14 protein-coding genes and 1 other annotated feature are annotated in these 15,721 nt (G+C 48.1%); of the genes, 11 read left to right on the forward strand and 3 right to left on the reverse strand.

Annotation, left to right across the window (positions count from 1 at the left end; all coding sequences use genetic code 11):
- Positions 1–54: 54 nt before the first annotated feature.
- Positions 55–627: a TVP38/TMEM64 family protein gene (locus Q9R36_RS15155; protein ID WP_148948947.1), complete on the forward strand. Its 573-nt coding sequence runs from the start codon at positions 55–57 to the stop codon at positions 625–627.
- A 112-nt stretch (positions 628–739) separates the two neighbouring features.
- On the opposite strand, the gene Q9R36_RS15160 is transcribed toward Q9R36_RS15155, so the two are convergent.
- Positions 740–1,135, reverse strand: a complete 396-nt coding sequence (locus tag Q9R36_RS15160; protein WP_009796133.1) for a hypothetical protein — start codon at positions 1,133–1,135, stop codon at positions 740–742.
- 172 nt (positions 1,136–1,307) lie between these two features.
- Here Q9R36_RS15160 and Q9R36_RS15165 point away from each other — a divergent pair, with 172 nt between their 5' ends.
- Both Q9R36_RS15165 and Q9R36_RS15170 read left to right on the forward strand, forming a co-directional pair.
- Complete coding sequence (locus Q9R36_RS15165) at positions 1,308–1,796, forward strand: dUTP diphosphatase (protein ID WP_022544260.1); 489 nt, start codon at positions 1,308–1,310, stop codon at positions 1,794–1,796.
- A gap of 114 nt (positions 1,797–1,910) precedes the next feature.
- Entirely contained in the window at positions 1,911–2,996 is a 1,086-nt protein-coding gene (locus tag Q9R36_RS15170; protein WP_009796003.1) for a M42 family metallopeptidase, read from the forward strand.
- 114 nt (positions 2,997–3,110) lie between these two features.
- Here Q9R36_RS15170 and sspI read toward each other — a convergent pair whose 3' ends face one another.
- On the reverse strand, positions 3,111–3,317 hold the full coding sequence (sspI, locus tag Q9R36_RS15175) for a small acid-soluble spore protein SspI (RefSeq protein ID WP_009796004.1): 207 nt from the start codon (positions 3,315–3,317) through the stop codon (positions 3,111–3,113).
- A gap of 119 nt (positions 3,318–3,436) precedes the next feature.
- Here sspI and Q9R36_RS15180 point away from each other — a divergent pair, with 119 nt between their 5' ends.
- The 3 genes from Q9R36_RS15180 (at position 3,437) to pheT (ending at position 8,039) form a co-directional block, all read left to right on the forward strand.
- Positions 3,437–4,186, forward strand: a complete 750-nt coding sequence (locus tag Q9R36_RS15180) for a TrmH family RNA methyltransferase (protein ID WP_129613938.1) — start codon at positions 3,437–3,439, stop codon at positions 4,184–4,186.
- 79 nt (positions 4,187–4,265) lie between these two features.
- Positions 4,266–4,513 (forward strand) — a binding site (T-box leader).
- A 61-nt stretch (positions 4,514–4,574) separates the two neighbouring features.
- Complete coding sequence (pheS, locus tag Q9R36_RS15185) at positions 4,575–5,612, forward strand: phenylalanine--tRNA ligase subunit alpha (RefSeq protein WP_009796006.1); 1,038 nt, start codon at positions 4,575–4,577, stop codon at positions 5,610–5,612.
- A gap of 12 nt (positions 5,613–5,624) precedes the next feature.
- Positions 5,625–8,039 carry a phenylalanine--tRNA ligase subunit beta gene (gene pheT, locus Q9R36_RS15190; RefSeq protein WP_253618105.1) on the forward strand — a complete coding sequence of 805 codons (2,415 nt, stop codon included), beginning with the start codon at positions 5,625–5,627 and terminating at the stop codon, positions 8,037–8,039.
- A 735-nt stretch (positions 8,040–8,774) separates the two neighbouring features.
- Here the strand turns inward: pheT and rnhC are convergent.
- Positions 8,775–9,701 carry a ribonuclease HIII gene (rnhC, locus tag Q9R36_RS15195; protein WP_022544259.1) on the reverse strand — a complete coding sequence of 309 codons (927 nt, stop codon included), beginning with the start codon at positions 9,699–9,701 and terminating at the stop codon, positions 8,775–8,777.
- Positions 9,702–9,921: 220 nt separating this feature from the next.
- Here rnhC and zapA point away from each other — a divergent pair, with 220 nt between their 5' ends.
- The 5 genes from zapA to Q9R36_RS15220 all read left to right on the forward strand — a co-directional run bounded on the left by zapA (position 9,922) and on the right by Q9R36_RS15220 (position 15,591).
- The gene (gene zapA / locus Q9R36_RS15200; RefSeq protein ID WP_101550488.1) at positions 9,922–10,182 is read left to right on the forward strand and encodes a cell division protein ZapA; all 261 of its coding nucleotides are present in this window, start codon (positions 9,922–9,924) and stop codon (positions 10,180–10,182) included.
- An 8-nt stretch (positions 10,183–10,190) separates the two neighbouring features.
- Entirely contained in the window at positions 10,191–10,733 is a 543-nt protein-coding gene (locus tag Q9R36_RS15205) for a CvpA family protein (protein ID WP_009796010.1), read from the forward strand.
- A 277-nt stretch (positions 10,734–11,010) separates the two neighbouring features.
- Positions 11,011–12,729 (forward strand): DNA polymerase/3'-5' exonuclease PolX, encoded by a 1,719-nt coding sequence (gene polX / locus Q9R36_RS15210; RefSeq protein WP_311225461.1) that lies wholly within the window; start codon positions 11,011–11,013, stop codon positions 12,727–12,729.
- Between the two features lie 88 nt (positions 12,730–12,817).
- Entirely contained in the window at positions 12,818–15,172 is a 2,355-nt protein-coding gene (locus Q9R36_RS15215) for an endonuclease MutS2 (RefSeq protein ID WP_311225462.1), read from the forward strand.
- A gap of 14 nt (positions 15,173–15,186) precedes the next feature.
- Positions 15,187–15,591 carry a DUF350 domain-containing protein gene (locus Q9R36_RS15220; protein ID WP_009796014.1) on the forward strand — a complete coding sequence of 135 codons (405 nt, stop codon included), beginning with the start codon at positions 15,187–15,189 and terminating at the stop codon, positions 15,589–15,591.
- The last annotated feature ends 130 nt before the right edge of the window (positions 15,592–15,721 follow it).

The raw sequence follows: 15,721 nt of genomic DNA on the forward strand, positions 1-15,721 counted from the left end.
ATTTGCTATATGTTAAAGTAACATCAAGATTTAACAGCAAAGAAGGTGGCAACCATGAATGAAATGCTGTCTCTCATATTGGCCGCCGTCCATACGGGCGGCTGGCTGTCTCCGGTCTTATTCATTCTGCTTCATACAATAAGGCTGTTTCTTTTCGTGCCTGCGGCTGCTGTTTGCATAGCGGGAGGGGCGGCATTCGGAATGGTTCCGGGCACCGCCTATTCTGCTGCAGGGCTTCTCCTTGGGAATATGCTCTTTTATTGGCTGCTGGAAAAAATGCCCGCTGCCCGCAGTAAGCTGACTTCTTTGAAGAAACGCTGGTTCGGCGAATACAGGAATCTTACTGCAGGCCAGGTGGCTGTTCTCCGGCTGATCCCTTTCGTTCATTATCATCTGCTCACCTTTTGTCTGCTTGAGCGGTATAAACGGTTTGGGGAGTTTGTGAAGGGAAGCTGGCTGACCAATCTGCCTATGGCGGTATGCTATACCATGTTTGGCGGGTTCATCAGCCGGTTTTCGCTTCCGGCCGCATTGGCAATTCTGCTGGTACTTGGAGTTTTAGTGTATATACTAAGAGAGAAGATGAGCGTTATTCAATGGCGGGATTTTTTCAAGGAAACAGCATAAGAAGAACATCGCTCCGGCCGCTGGGTATAAGTCAATTTTTTGCATGATAAAAAGGCGCCAGCCGGATGATTGGCGCCTTTTCCTTTTTCTAAAGTTCAGCTTTCAAACTCCCTTAAATAGAGTCTGTGCCTTTGCTCATGAATTCCTTGATGGGGCTCTTCCAGTCAAGCTTTGCATTGGGATATTGCTCCGAAATTTTTCTTTCAATGAATTGAAAGTCTTCCCTTACCATCCCTTTGAGAGAGGACGGATTATGAGGCCAAATAAAAATGGAAACAACCTCAAAAGCATTGTCAGTGGTCCCTAAATATTTCTCCCCCTCAAGCAGGACGCCCTTGTACGTAATCAGGAAATTTTTGCGGACATTATTCTGGTCATCCAGGAAATAATAGCGCTTTTGTTCATGGGCAAGCTCGAGCTTCCGCTTTGGATTGATTATATATTTAACGCATGTGTAGATGAGAAATAAAATGAGTGCAAACAAAAGCAAGCGTATCGCCCACATCATAAAATACCTCCACTGGTCACAGTTTTATCTTTACTTACGGATATATCTCAAAAAAGTTTCGTTCTTTTTTTAATTTGTTATAATTTTTTCTGACGGATGATTTTTTTGCCATGGCCCATCACCGTCAGCTGCCAATCCAGGGGGCCGGTTTGAAAGGAGAAGTTTGATTGCTATGAATATTAACAGGCTTTTTGATATGCAGAGAGCGCTTGACCTTCATATTGAGACAGAGCACCAATTAACAGAAGAAAATCTTTTTGACAGAAAAATCCTTGCCCTTTTGGTAGAACTGGGTGAGCTGGCCAATGAAACGAGGTGCTTTAAATTCTGGAGCCAGAAGCCGGCTTCTGAGCCTGCAGTCATTCTTGAGGAATTCGTCGACGGCGTCCATTTCATCCTGTCACTCGGAATTGAATGCGGATTTGGGGAAAGTGCCGCCATTGAGCCGCAGGAAAAAGGCGAATCATTGTCCCATCAGTTTCTGAATCTCTATCATTTAATAGATACATTCAAAGCTTCCAGGACCCTTGAGGATTTTAATGTGCTTTTGGGCGCTTATATAAGTCTGGCAGAAATGCTTGGCTTTTCTGAAGAACAAATTGAAAGGGCTTATGTGGAGAAGAATGAAGTGAATTATGAAAGGCAGCGGCAAGGATACTAACAGATTAATTTTGTCCGATCGGGAGGAATCCGCAAGATTCGGATTTTTCTTTTTACACCATGGGACAGTAAGGTATAATGGAGAAGAAAATAAATATTAAGGGAGTCGAAACAAATGGCAAAATTAGATGAAACGCTGACGATGCTGAAAGAATTGACTGATGCAAAAGGCATTCCGGGCAATGAGCGCGAAGTTCGCGAAGTCATGAAGAAATACATAACAGAATTTGCAGACGAAGTGACAACTGACGGCCTTGGCAGCCTTGTGGCCAAGAAAACAGGAAAAGAGGGCGGACCGAAAATCATGGTTGCCGGACACCTGGACGAAGTAGGATTCATGATCACAAGCATTGATGACAAAGGCTTCCTCCGCTTCCAGACGGTCGGTGGCTGGTGGTCACAGGTTATGCTTGCCCAGCGTGTCACCATTGTAACTAGCAAAGGGGACGTTACAGGCATCATCGGATCCAAGCCGCCGCATATCCTTCCTCCTGAAGCCCGCAAAAAGCCGGTCGACATCAAGGATATGTTCATTGATATCGGTGCTTCCAGCCGCGAAGAAGCGATGGAATGGGGAGTCAAGCCAGGTGATATGGCAGTCCCTTATTTTGAATTTACTGTGATGAATAACGAAAAAATGCTGCTTGCCAAAGCATGGGACAACCGCATTGGCTGCGCCATCGCCATCGATGTTCTGAAGCAGCTTAAAGATGCCGAGCATCCAAACGTGGTATACGGTGTCGGTACTGTGCAGGAAGAAGTAGGGCTGAGAGGAGCAAAGACAGCTGCCAACCTCATTGAACCGGATATCGGATTTGGCGTGGATGTAGGAATCGCAGGGGATACACCGGGGATTTCTGAGAAGGAAGCATTGAGCAAGATGGGCAAAGGACCGCAGATCATCCTTTATGATGCATCCCTTGTTTCCCACAAAGGCTTGCGCGACCTTGTCACAGATACAGCGGACGAAATGAATATCCCATATCAGTTCGACAGCATTGCCGGCGGAGGTGCAGACTCAGGCGCCATCCATCTGTCACATAATGGGGTGCCGTCCCTGGCCATCACGATTGCCACACGGTATATCCATTCACACGCAGCCATGCTTCATCGCGACGACTATGAAAATGCAGTTAAGCTCATCGTTGAAGTGATTAAACGTTTGGATAAGGAAACTGTTGACAGGATTACTTTCGATTGAAAAAACGAACAGCCCCTCTTTGCGGGGCTGTTCGTTTTTTGGTTTTCAGCGGGTGACAGGCACCTATACCACTTTCGAAATTGGTATAGGTGCCTGTCACCATCCCTGCAGCTCCTATTTCAAACTGCTCTCCAAGGTCTGGAGCATTTCTTTTTTGTCTTCTTCTGATGAGTTCTGCCAGATGACTTCGAAGAGGACGCCAAGGCCAGGCAGCATTTTTTCTTCGCCGTTCTGGATTGCGTCGACTATGGTCTCCTTCAGCTCGTCCTGAGAGTTGCCGGAAACATTGTGGATAATGGCATTGCGCAAGTTCAGATTCATCTGCACGCACCCCTTTCATATTCAATTCTTTAATATGTTTTCTATTTTTGGATTTATTATGTACAGAGGGTAAGCTATAATAAGAAAATTGAAAGCTGAAAGATAAAGGAGAGACCGTGTTGAAGCATATTCAATCTGCCAATAATCCGCAGATCAAACAATGGAGGAAGCTGCTGGCCAAGAAAGAGCGCGATAAAACGGGCATATTCCTTGCTGAAGGATATCACCTGGCGGAAGAAGCCCTAAAGGGAGAAAAAGCCATCGAGCTGATCATCAGTGAAAATGCAGAGCTGCCTGTCCGCTGGGATTACGGCGAGCTGCCGGTAACAATGGTAACCGATGAAATCATCAAATCACTCTCAGACACCGAAACTCCCCAGGGGGTCATCGCGGTATGCAAAGAAGAAAAAACGCCGGCTTCTGTAAAGGGAAGCACCTTCCTGCTGATTGATGCTGTCCAGGATCCAGGCAATCTGGGAACCATGATCAGGACAGCTGATGCTGCTGGAATTGATGCAGTGATAGTCGGGAAAGGCAGTGCAGATATTTATAATCCTAAGGTTCTCCGGTCCGCCCAGGGCAGCCACTTCCATCTTCCGATTATAAGAGGCAGTCTCAATGAGTGGATGGACAGGCTTGAGGAAGAGGAAATACCGGTCTACGGGACTGCGCTTGAAAATGGATCACCATACAAGGAGACCCATCCGGCCGGCCGTTTTGCGCTTCTGGTCGGAAATGAAGGCAGCGGGGTCAGCCCTGAACTGCTTGCGCGGACAGATAAGAATCTTTATATCCCGATATACGGAAAAAGCGAGTCGCTCAATGTTGCGGTCGCAGCAGGCATCCTACTGTATTATCTGAAGAATTGAATTGGGCCAGCAAAAACTTGAAAAGAGTTTGAAACAAAGGGAAGAATATACTATAATAAACAGCAAAACTGCATTACATAAAAAAGCGATGATGGAGAAAAGTAGCTTATAAAAGCTCACCAGGGATAAAATGCCGTGACTGGAAGCATTTTAGAGTATTTTTTAAGTGAAGTTCACCTCCTGAGCTGGCATCGGGAACATTTGCAGACACTGCAAATCGAAAGATGCCCCCGGCACAGCCGTTATCTGAATGAAGCGAACAGCACCTTCTTTGAAAGGCGGCTGTTAATAAGGGTGGTACCGCGAAGCCAAAACCTCGTCCCTTAACAGGGAGGGGTTTTTTATTTTGCCTAAAAATATCGCTGTTACGTAAAAAGGAGGAAAAAAGATGCAAGATCGTTTAAAAGAATTGCAGCAGGAAGCTTTAACTTCAGTTGAAAAAGCTGAGAACCTGAAAGAGCTCAATGATATCCGTGTATCTTATCTTGGCAAAAAAGGCCCGATTACTGAAGTCCTGAAAGGGATGGGCAAATTATCGGCGGAAGAGCGTCCGAAAATGGGGGCGCTGGCAAATGAAGTGCGCGACAGCATTTCTTCAGCCATCGAAGAAAAGCAGGAAAAGCTTGAGAGGGCAGCAGTTGAACAAAAGCTGGCCGAAGAGACCATCGATGTGACCCTTCCGGGAAGCCCAGTCAGAACCGGGACTCATCATGCGCTGACGAAAATCGTGGAAGAGATTGAAGACCTGTTCATTGGGATGGGCTATTCAGTAGCGGAAGGCTATGAAGTCGAAAGCGACTATTATAACTTTGAAGCGCTGAACCTGCCGAAAGGGCATCCTGCCAGGGATATGCAGGATTCATTCTATATTACGGAAGAAACGCTTCTCCGTACCCATACCTCTCCTGTGCAGGCGCGCACAATGGAGGCAAATGAAGGGAAAGGGCCTGTCAAAATCATCTGTCCAGGCAAGGTATACCGCCGCGATAACGATGATGCGACTCACTCCCATCAGTTCATGCAGATAGAAGGATTGGTTGTGGCCGAAGGGATCAGCATGGCAGATCTAAAAGGCACGCTTGAGGTCTTTGCTAAAAAGATGTTTGGCGAGGAACGGGAAATCCGCCTCCGCCCGAGCTTCTTCCCGTTCACAGAACCTTCTGTTGAAGTGGATATTTCCTGCAAGATCTGCGGCGGGAAAGGCTGCAGTGTCTGCAAAGGCACCGGCTGGATCGAAGTGCTTGGTGCAGGCATGGTCCACCCGCATGTGCTTGAGATGGCAGGCTATGATCCGAAGAAATATACCGGCTTTGCATTCGGCATGGGCGTAGAGCGGATTGCGATGCTGAAATATGGCATAGATGATATCCGCCATTTTTATACAAACGACATTCGTTTCTTGAAACAATTTTCAGTACAGGAATAGGAGGACTGCTTTATGTTGGTTTCATATAAATGGCTGCAGGAGTATGTAGATTTATCCGGCATCTCCGCAGCACAATTGGCAGAAAAGATTACTAAGAGCGGAATAGAAGTAGAAGGAATCGAAACATTGAACGAAGGCATCAAAGGTGTAGTTGTCGGCCACGTGCTGGAACGCGAGCAGCACCCGAATGCCGACAAGCTGAATAAATGCCTGGTTGATACAGGAGGAGAAGCGCCTGTGCAGATTATCTGCGGCGCGCCTAATGTGGATAAAGGGCAGAAGGTTGCCGTTGCAACAGTCGGCGCTGTCCTGCCGGGCAACTTCAAAATCAAACGTGCAAAGCTGCGCGGCGAAGAATCCAACGGCATGATCTGCTCTCTTCAGGAGCTTGGAATCGAGAGCAAGCTTGTGGCCAAGGAATTCTCTGAAGGCATCTTTGTTTTCCCGAATGACGTGGAAGTGGGCGAGGATGCGCTTGAAATGCTCAACAGGGATGATCATATCCTGGAACTTGGACTCACCCCGAACCGTGCAGATTGCCTGAGCATGCTCGGTGTAGCTTATGAGGTTGCAGCCATTCTGGGAAGAGAAGTGAAGCTTCCATCCCCGCAGGCAGCCGAATCAGCTGAAAAAGCTTCAGACTATATCACTGTGAATGTAGAAGCCAAGGAAGACAACCCGCTTTATGTGGCAAAGGTAATCAAAAACGTGAAAGTCGGCCCTTCGCCTCTATGGATGCAGACGAGGCTGATGGCTGAGGGCATTAGGCCGCATAATAATGTGGTTGATATCACGAACTATGTCCTGCTTGAATACGGTCAGCCGCTCCATGCTTTTGACTATGGGCGCCTTGGCTCCAAAGAAATCCTTGTACGCCGTGCGAATGAAGGTGAAACCATTGTCACGCTGGATGATGCAGAAAGGAAGCTTTCAGCAGAGCATCTTGTCATTACGAATGGAAGTGAGCCTGTAGCGCTTGCAGGTGTAATGGGCGGCGCTACTTCCGAGGTGCAGTCAGATACAACGACAGTCCTTCTTGAATCTGCGTATTTCACAGCGGGAACGATCCGCAAAGCGTCGAAAGACCACGGCCTGAGAAGCGAAGCCAGCACCCGCTACGAGAAGGGTGTAGACCCTAACCGTGTCCGTGCTGCTGCAGAAAGAGCAGCTGAACTGATGGAGAAGTATGCTTCAGGTGAAGTTCTTGAAGGATCAGTTGAAGCTGATTCGCTCACAATCGAGCCTGCAGTCATCTCCATTTCCCTGGAAAAGATCAACAGGGTCCTCGGAACTGAACTGGCGATGGCAGAGGTAGAAGATATCTTCGCCCGCCTTCAGTTTGAGGCATCTGCAGACAATGGTTCCATTACCGTAACAGTCCCAAGCCGCCGCGGTGATATCACGATCGAGGAAGACCTGATTGAAGAAGTGGCAAGATTGTATGGGTATGATAACCTTCCTGTCACATTGCCTTCCGGGGAATCGACTCCAGGAAGCCTGACGGAGTATCAAAAGAAACGCCGCATCGTCCGCCGCTATCTTGAAGGTGCCGGGTTATACCAGGCAGTGACCTATGCTTTGACCAGCGAAAAGAAAGCAGGTCAATATGCCCTTGAAAGCCGCGAACCGATCAAGCTGGCGATGCCCATGAGCGAAGACCGCAGCATCCTTCGCCAAAGCATTGTTCCGCAGCTGCTCGAGGTATTGAAATACAACACAGCCCGCCAGAATGACAGCCTTGCCGTATATGAGACAGGTTCCGTATTCCTGTCCAATGGCAGCGAGAGCCTCCCGGAGGAGCGCGAGCATCTTGCAGCGGCAGTCACAGGCCTTTGGCACTCCCACCCATGGCAGGGAGAGAAAAAGCCGGTCGATTTCTTTGTGTTAAAAGGAATCGTGGAAGGCTTATTTGCCCGCCTTGGCCTTGAAGGAAAAGTTGAATACCAGCGTGCCTCAGTTGACGGCATGCACCCGGGAAGAACAGCTGAAATTATTCTTTCCGGCAAAAAAATCGGTTTTATCGGGGGAGTCCATCCAACAGTCGAGAAGGATCTTGACCTGAAGGAAACCTATGTATTTGAGCTTTCCCTCAAGGATGTGCTTGAAGAGGAAACCGCTCCGCTTCAATATCAAGCCATTCCGCGCTATCCGTCAATCACAAGGGATATCGCCCTTGTGATTGATTCTGGAAAAGAAGCAGGAGAGCTGGAGCGCATCATCAAGGAAGCTGGCGGAAGCCTTCTGAAGGAAGTCGCAGTGTTCGATCTATATGAAGGAGACAGGATGGAGGCTGGCAAAAAATCGCTTGCATTCTCCCTGAAATATTTTGATCCGGAGAAAACACTGACAGATGAAGATATCGCCAAAGCTCATGATAAAGTGCTTGAAGCAGTAAAAGAAAAAGCCGGAGCAGTATTGCGAGGTTAATATTAATATAAAAGGCAGCCGACAGGCTGCCTTTTGTAAATAAAAAAATTGAGTTTGAAGGAAGTTGCTATTGTAAATGGGGCTGTTGATTTCCGTTCCAGGCACTTCGCTTTCCGCGGGGCGACGCTGAGCCTCCTCACGCTGCGCGCTGCGGGGTCTCAGCATTGCCGCTGCAATCCCGCAGGAGTCTGCGTGCCTTGCACTCCAATCAACAGGGTTCTTAAAATTAGTTGGGCAAGTTTGCAGGCTCAGCTAATGGGGCTGTTGATTTCCGTTCCAGACACTTCGCTTTCCGCGGGGCGACGCTGAGCCTCCTCCCTCTGCGCGCTGCGGGGTCTCAGCATTGCCGCTGCAAACCCGCAGGAGTCTGCGTGCCTTGCACTCCAATCAACAGGGTTCTTAAAAATTAGTTGGGTAAGTTTGCAGGGCCAATTAAAGAGGCTGCAGATGTCTGATTAAAGTCCGTCGCTCCTTAGGATAAGTTGGGCCTTCTCCCGCTGCGCCCGGATTGTGTGAAAATTGCCCGTGCAGTCCCGCCGGAGCCTACGTGCCTTCCAATCCGATTAACAGGGTTACGAAAGTTATGATTTCAGCTCTGCACCCAGGATAATTTAATTAATACAGGAGACACGTTGTTGAATAAAGGTGCATAAGCGTAAAAAGGGGTACGGAAGATTCCGTACCCCTTTTTTCTGCAGAATCAATTAGCTGCAGGCTTCCTTTTTAAGTCTCAGGCTAAATGCCTGCAATCCGCGAAGCTTTCTCTGTATTAGCGAAATGCAATTTCACAAAATCAGGCAGAACCTGCCTTCCTTTAGCCTTGATCAGCCGTGCCGCAGCTTTATCCACCTGAGCCCCGGCACCTTTTGGCAGGGTAAATCCGGCTTCTTCACTGAGCTTGTCGAAATACCGCAGGAAGGCGTAGCGGGCCAGAATGGAGGCGGCGGCGACCGAGAGGTGGATGCCTTCAGCCTTTGTGCTGAAAAAGACATTTTCCCTTTGGATCACTGACTGTCCTTGAAGATGTCTATAATAGACATCTTCTTTTGCAAACTGGTCAATCAGGATGGCTTCAGGCTTTTCTGGTGCCATCTTTTTCAGCACATTGCCGATTGCCTGGTTGTGAAGCAGCGCTTTGATCTTCCCCTGGGACATGCCTGACTGCTGAAGCTGGTTATATTTGCTGTTTTTAAGCGTCAGCAGGCTGTACGGAACAACCTCTTTTATTTCCTTGGCAATCCTGATAATCTGGTCATCCTTCAGATGTTTTGAATCTTTTACGCCAAGTTCCTTCAGCAGCGGGAGGCTTTCTTTTTTTGCATATGCCGCAACAACAGTGATTGGACCGAAATAATCGCCTGTCCCGACCTCATCTGATCCGATGACAGAAAGGCTTTCAAAAGAAGGCGGAAGGTGTGAGCCTTGGGGGCTTTTGGGTGATGCCGCCTTTTTTTCGGCAGGGCTTCCCCATTTTGCCGCTTCTGATGCAGAGCCGGCCCCTTGGAAAAGCACCTTCCCGGATTTATATGCAGTTATGCTGCAATTTGCCGTTTTGGCGGCAAAAATGCCTCCCTGTGGTGTTTTTCCGGACAGGTTTGGCTTATAGTAAGCTTTCATTTCCTCGATTTCCGAGGGATGTTTCTGAAGTACAACATGGCTCATATCTACCACTCCTAGAAAAGAAATATATATGTATAAACAAAACTTTACAGGCCAAAATTGAATCCGCCGATCAACTCCAGCATCAGTCTTCATGTAAACGATCCATAAAAACAGCAGCATTCCCCTTGATACGGCTTAATTTGACAGGCTTTGACTTCCCACTCTTTTACGTTCATGTTATCATATAGATTAGGATTTGGAAGGAATGGGGGCATTAGCGTTGTCAGATACGCAGAAAAACCGCACAAGTGTTGATATTTATGGACAGCAGTATGTCATCGTCGGCCAGGAAAGCTCAGGCCATATCCGGCTTGTCGCTTCTATGGTTGATGAAAAGATGCGCGAAATAAGCTCCTTGAATCCTTCACTTGACAGCAGCAAGCTTGCCGTCCTGACGGCAGTCAATGCCGTTAATGATTATATTAAGATATTAGACCGCCTTGAACGGCTTGAAGATGAATTAAAAAGAGTAAAGGACTGAACAGGGTCATGTTGGATCTCGCCATTTTAATATTACTGGTTTTTGGATTTTTTATGGGATTAAAAAGGGGGTTTATCCTTCAGCTCATCCATTTAGCAGGCTTCATCGTTGCTTTTATTGCAGCAAATATGTATTATGATGACCTCGCTCCCAAGCTGAACCTCTGGGTGCCCTATCCGAATTTTGGAAGCGATTCTTCCCTTCAGCTGTTTTTCGACAATGCCAATATGGAGGATGCCTATTATCGCGCCATTGCTTTTGTCGTGATTTTTTTTGCTGTAAGGATCATTCTGCAGATCATCGGCAGCATGCTGGATTTTGTATCTTCACTGCCTGTGCTGAAGCAGCTCAATGTTTGGGCAGGCGGACTGCTCGGTTTTGCTGAAGTCTATCTTATCATTTTTATCTTGTTATACATAGGAGCACTGCTCCCTGTGGAAGCAGTCCAGCAGCCGATCGATGATTCAGGCACCGCAAAGTTCATCATAAACCATACACCTGCACTTTCGCAGCAGCTAAAGGAAATGTGGATTGAATATAAGGCTGCATAACTTCTCTTTGAGCAGAGAAGTTTTCTTTTTATAATGCTTTGTTAGTGGTACATGCTGTTTTGGGGCTCATTCATGTCAAACTCTGTTTCAACTCGCCACTCAGCTGTGCTGATTCCCCAAAATCAACAGCCGTGTTTAGCACAGTTTTTTTAAAAAATCGTGATAGTAGGCTATGTTTGCTATTATACTTATATGCTCTCCTGGATGGAATGGGAGAATAATCGCTGTTTCAGGGTAAGGATAAGGAGAGAGAATGTTCTAAAGGCAGGTGCAGAAAATGAACCCAAATAAAAAAGATGTGGTAAGACTATTGGAGACAATAGCAGTATATATGGAATTGAAAGGTGAAAATCCGTTCAAGGTCGCGGCCTTCCGGAAGGCTGCAGGGGCCCTGGAAGCAAATGATGACAAGTTTTCAGAAATAAAGGATTTCACGAAGCTTTCCGGTATCGGTAAAGGGACGGCTGCGGTCATCGAGGAATATATCGAAGAAGGAACATCAACCGTGCTGAAGGAGCTGCAGGAAGAAGTGCCTGCAGGCCTTATCCCGCTGCTCCAGCTGCCGGGACTTGGCGGCAAGAAGATAGCGAAGCTCTATAAGGAGCTTGGGGTCGAGGACGCTGAAGACCTTGAGCAGGCATGCAGGGACGGCAGGGTTCAGGCGCTTGCAGGCTTCGGAAAGAAAACAGAGGAAAAGATCCTTGAAGCGCTTGCCAATGCAGGTAAAAGGCCGGACCGTCTCCCGGCTGCCTTTATGCTTCCGATTGCAGAGGATATTGAAGCAAGGCTTGCAGGGGTGGATTCGATCATCAGGTTCTCCAGGGCAGGCAGCCTGCGCAGGATGCGGGAAACAGTCAAGGACCTGGATTTTATCATTGCTTCCGATGATCCTTCATCAGTGAAAGAAGCCCTGCTCAGCCTTCCGGGCATTAAGGATGTCATTGCTGCAGGCGACACAAAGGTCTCGCTGACATTTGATCATCAGTATGATGTGTCTGCTGATTTCCGGATCGTATCACAGGATGAATTTGCGACAGCGCTTCATCATTTTACCGGCTCTAAGGACCATAATGTGCGGATGCGCCAGCTGGCAAAGGAACGCGGAGAAAAAATAAGTGAGTATGGTGTTGAGAATGCTGAAACGGGCGAAGTCCTTACTTTCAAGGATGAAGAAGCCTTTTATGCGCATTTCGGCCTCCCTTTCATTCCTCCGGAAATCCGCGAGGACGGCCGTGAGGTAGAAGATTTTAAGGCAGGCATGGAGCTCATTTCCCTGGAAGATATAAAGGGAGATCTTCATATGCACTCCACCTGGAGCGACGGTGCCCACACTATTGAAGAAATGGCAGAGGCATGCCGCAAAAGAGGCTATCAATATTTGGCCATCACTGATCATTCCCAGTACCTGAAGGTAGCAAATGGACTGACGCCGGAAAGACTGAGAAAGCAAATGGAAGAGATCAGGAGCTTGAATGAAAAATATGACGACATCAAAATCCTGACAGGGATCGAGATGGATATCCTTCCGGATGGGACGCTCGATTTTGAAGATGACTTGCTGGGAGAAGTTGATGTGGTCATCGCCTCGATCCATTCCTCCTTCAGCCAGCCAAAGGATAAAATAATGGAACGTCTGAAGACGGCCCTGATGAACGGCCATGTGGATATCATCGCCCACCCGACCGGCAGGCTGATCGGCCGGAGGGAAGGCTATCAGGTGGATATGGAGATGCTGATCGAGCTTGCCAGGGAGACAAATACTGCCCTGGAGCTGAATGCCAACCCGAACCGGCTTGATTTGGCAGCAGAACATTTAAGGAAGGCACAGGAGGCGGGAGTGAAGCTAGTCATCAATACAGATGCGCATAAGCTTGACACCCTCATCCATATGGAAATCGGTGCTGCAGCAGGGAGAAAGGCATGGCTGAGGAAGGAAAATGTAATAAATGCTTACAGCATGGAAGAACTTCTTTCCTTCCTTAAACGGAATGATTGATGATTCCTTTGTCAAAGGCGGAGAATTACAGCCGGACTTGAGGGCTTATATAGAGAAGGACTAGAAAGAAAAAGGGAGGAATTACTCCATGGATTCACGGGTGCTTAAGGTGCTTGAATTTAATAAAGTCAGGGAGCAGCTGCTTGAGCATGTGTCATCTTCGCTTGGACGCAGTAAAGCAGAAGTGCTCCTTCCTTCTGCCGATTACGAAGAAGTGGTGCGGCTGCAGGAGGAAACAGATGAAGCGGTTAAAGTGCTGCGGATAAAAGGCAATATTCCGCTTGGGGGCATTTTTGATATCCGTCCCCATGTAAAAAGATCAGTGATTGGAGGCATGCTGAGCCCCCAGGAACTGGTGCAGATTGCAAGCACAGTCCATGCAAGCAGACAGCTGAAGCGCTTTATTGATGATTTTTCAAACGAAGAATCAGAACTGCCGATACTGACTGAGTATATGGATAGGGTAATCGTGCTGGCTGAGCTTGAAGAGGCCATCCGCATGGCAATCGATGAAAACGGCGAAATGCTGGATAGTGCGAGCGATGCCCTCCGGTCCATCAGAACACAGCTTCGCACAAGGGAGTCACGTGTGCGTGAGCGGCTGGAGAGCATGATCCGTTCTTCCAATGCGGCGAAAATGCTGTCAGATGCCATTATCACCATCCGGAATGACCGTTTTGTCATCCCGGTCAAACAGGAATACCGCGGCCATTACGGGGGAATCATCCATGATCAAAGTTCATCAGGGCAGACGCTGTTCATTGAACCGCAGGCAATCGTGCAGCTGAACAACGAGCTGCAGAGCATCAGGGTGAAGGAACAGCAGGAAATTGAGCGCATACTAGTTGAACTTTCCGGACGGGCGGCGGCCTATCAGCCTGAGCTCGATATGATCGTCGAGGTCCTGGCCGAGGTTGACTTTATGTTTGCAAAGGGAAGGTACAGCAGGAGGCTTAAAGCATCCAAGCCGGAAGTGAATAATGAGCGAAGGATCAATCTATTCAAGGCAAGGCATCCGCTGTTGCCGATAGATGAAGCGGTGGCTAACGATATTTCTCTAGGCAGGGACTACACAACCATTGTGATTACGGGACCGAATACCGGAGGAAAGACTGTAACGCTTAAAACTGTGGGGTTGTGTACGCTGATGGCCCAGGCAGGCCTGCAGATTCCTGCTCTGGATGGATCAGAGGTGTCTGTATTTGGGGCTGTCTATGCGGATATCGGGGATGAGCAGTCTATTGAACAAAGCTTGAGTACATTTTCTTCACATATGGTCAATATTGTTGATATTTTAGCCAAGGCTGATTTTGAAAGCCTTGTCCTTTTCGATGAGCTTGGAGCCGGGACAGATCCGCAGGAAGGGGCAGCCCTTGCTATTTCCATCCTTGATGAGGTATACAAAAGGGGCAGCCGCGTTATTGCGACGACCCATTATCCTGAACTGAAGGCTTACGGGTATAACAGGGAAGGAGTTATCAATGCCAGTGTCGAATTCGATATTGAGACGCTCAGCCCCACTTATAAACTCCTGATCGGGGTACCGGGCCGGAGCAATGCCTTTGAAATCTCCAGGCGCCTTGGCCTCGATAATTCTGTAATCGAATCTGCACGCTCCCATGTGAGCGAGGACAGCAGCCAGATCGAGAACATGATCGCGTCTCTTGAAGACAGCAGGCGCCAGGCGGAAAAAGAGCTGGAAGAGGCTCACGAGCTGCTGCGGGGCGCTGATATGCTCCATAAGGATATGCAGAAGCAGATGATGGAGTATTATGAGCAAAAGGACGAGATGCAGGAAAAGGCTGCCGCCAAAGCCGCTGACATTGTCGAGAAGGCGAAGGCGGAAGCAGAAGAGATCATCCGTGATCTCAGAAAGATGCGCATCGAAAAGCATGCTGAAGTGAAGGAGCATGAGCTGATCGACGCCCGGAAGAAGCTGGAGGATGCTGCACCGAAAGTCAGCAAAAGCAAAAAAGAGGCAAGAAAGTCTGACAAGCATGATTTTGCAGCCGGGGATGAAGTAAAGGTACTGACCTTTGGCCAAAAAGGGCATCTTCTGGAAAGAGCTTCAGAAGACGAGTGGCAGGTTCAGATCGGCATCCTGAAAATGAAGGTAAAAGAACGGGACCTGGAGTTTATTAAAAGTCCAAAGCCGAAGGAAACAAAGGCGATGGCCATCGTAAAAGGCAGGGACTCCCATGTAGGCCTTGAACTGGACCTGCGCGGTGAGCGGTATGAGGATGCGCTGATCAGAGTCGAGAAATATATTGATGATGCGCTATTGTCCAATTATCCCCGGGTCTCGATCATTCATGGAAAAGGGACAGGGGCTCTGCGCCAGGGAGTGCAGGAATACTTGAAGAACCACCGGTCTGTAAAGCGGATCCGTTTCGGGGAAGCGGGTGAAGGCGGATCAGGCGTAACCGTGGTGGAGTTCAAATGATGGGGAGAGTCTGAATGAACGGTTTTTGGGAAAATGAGTATATCCAGACAGCGGCATATTACAGCGTCGTCATTTTGTGCATGATTGTGTTTTTGGCCATTTTTGAACTTGTCACTAAATATAAAAACTGGGAAGAAATCAAAAAAGGCAATATTGCTGTAGCCATGGCAACAGGGGGGAAGATATTCGGGATCGCCAACATCTTCAGGCATTCCATTTCTCAGCATGATTCACTTTTCACCATGATCGGCTGGGGGGTCTTCGGTTTTTTCCTTTTGCTGGCAGGCTATTTCATTTATGAATTCCTGACCCCGAAGTTCAGGATCGATGAGGAAATCGAAAATAATAACAAGGCGGTCGGATTCATATCCATGGTCATTTCAATCGGATTGTCATATGTCATCGGGGCAGGCATCTAACAGGGAGCGGGAGAACTGTGGAAAAATTGGCGAAAATTCTTCTGGTGCTTTGCGGGCTATTTATAGTCATCGGAGCCGTGTATATATTTTTCATCGCATAAAGTTAGAGCCGCCGGCATATGGCGGCAAA

The sequence above is a fragment of the Bacillus sp. AG4(2022) genome, assembly GCF_031844465.1.
GTDB classification, from domain to species: Bacteria; Bacillota; Bacilli; order Bacillales; family Cytobacillaceae; genus Bacillus_AB; species Bacillus_AB infantis.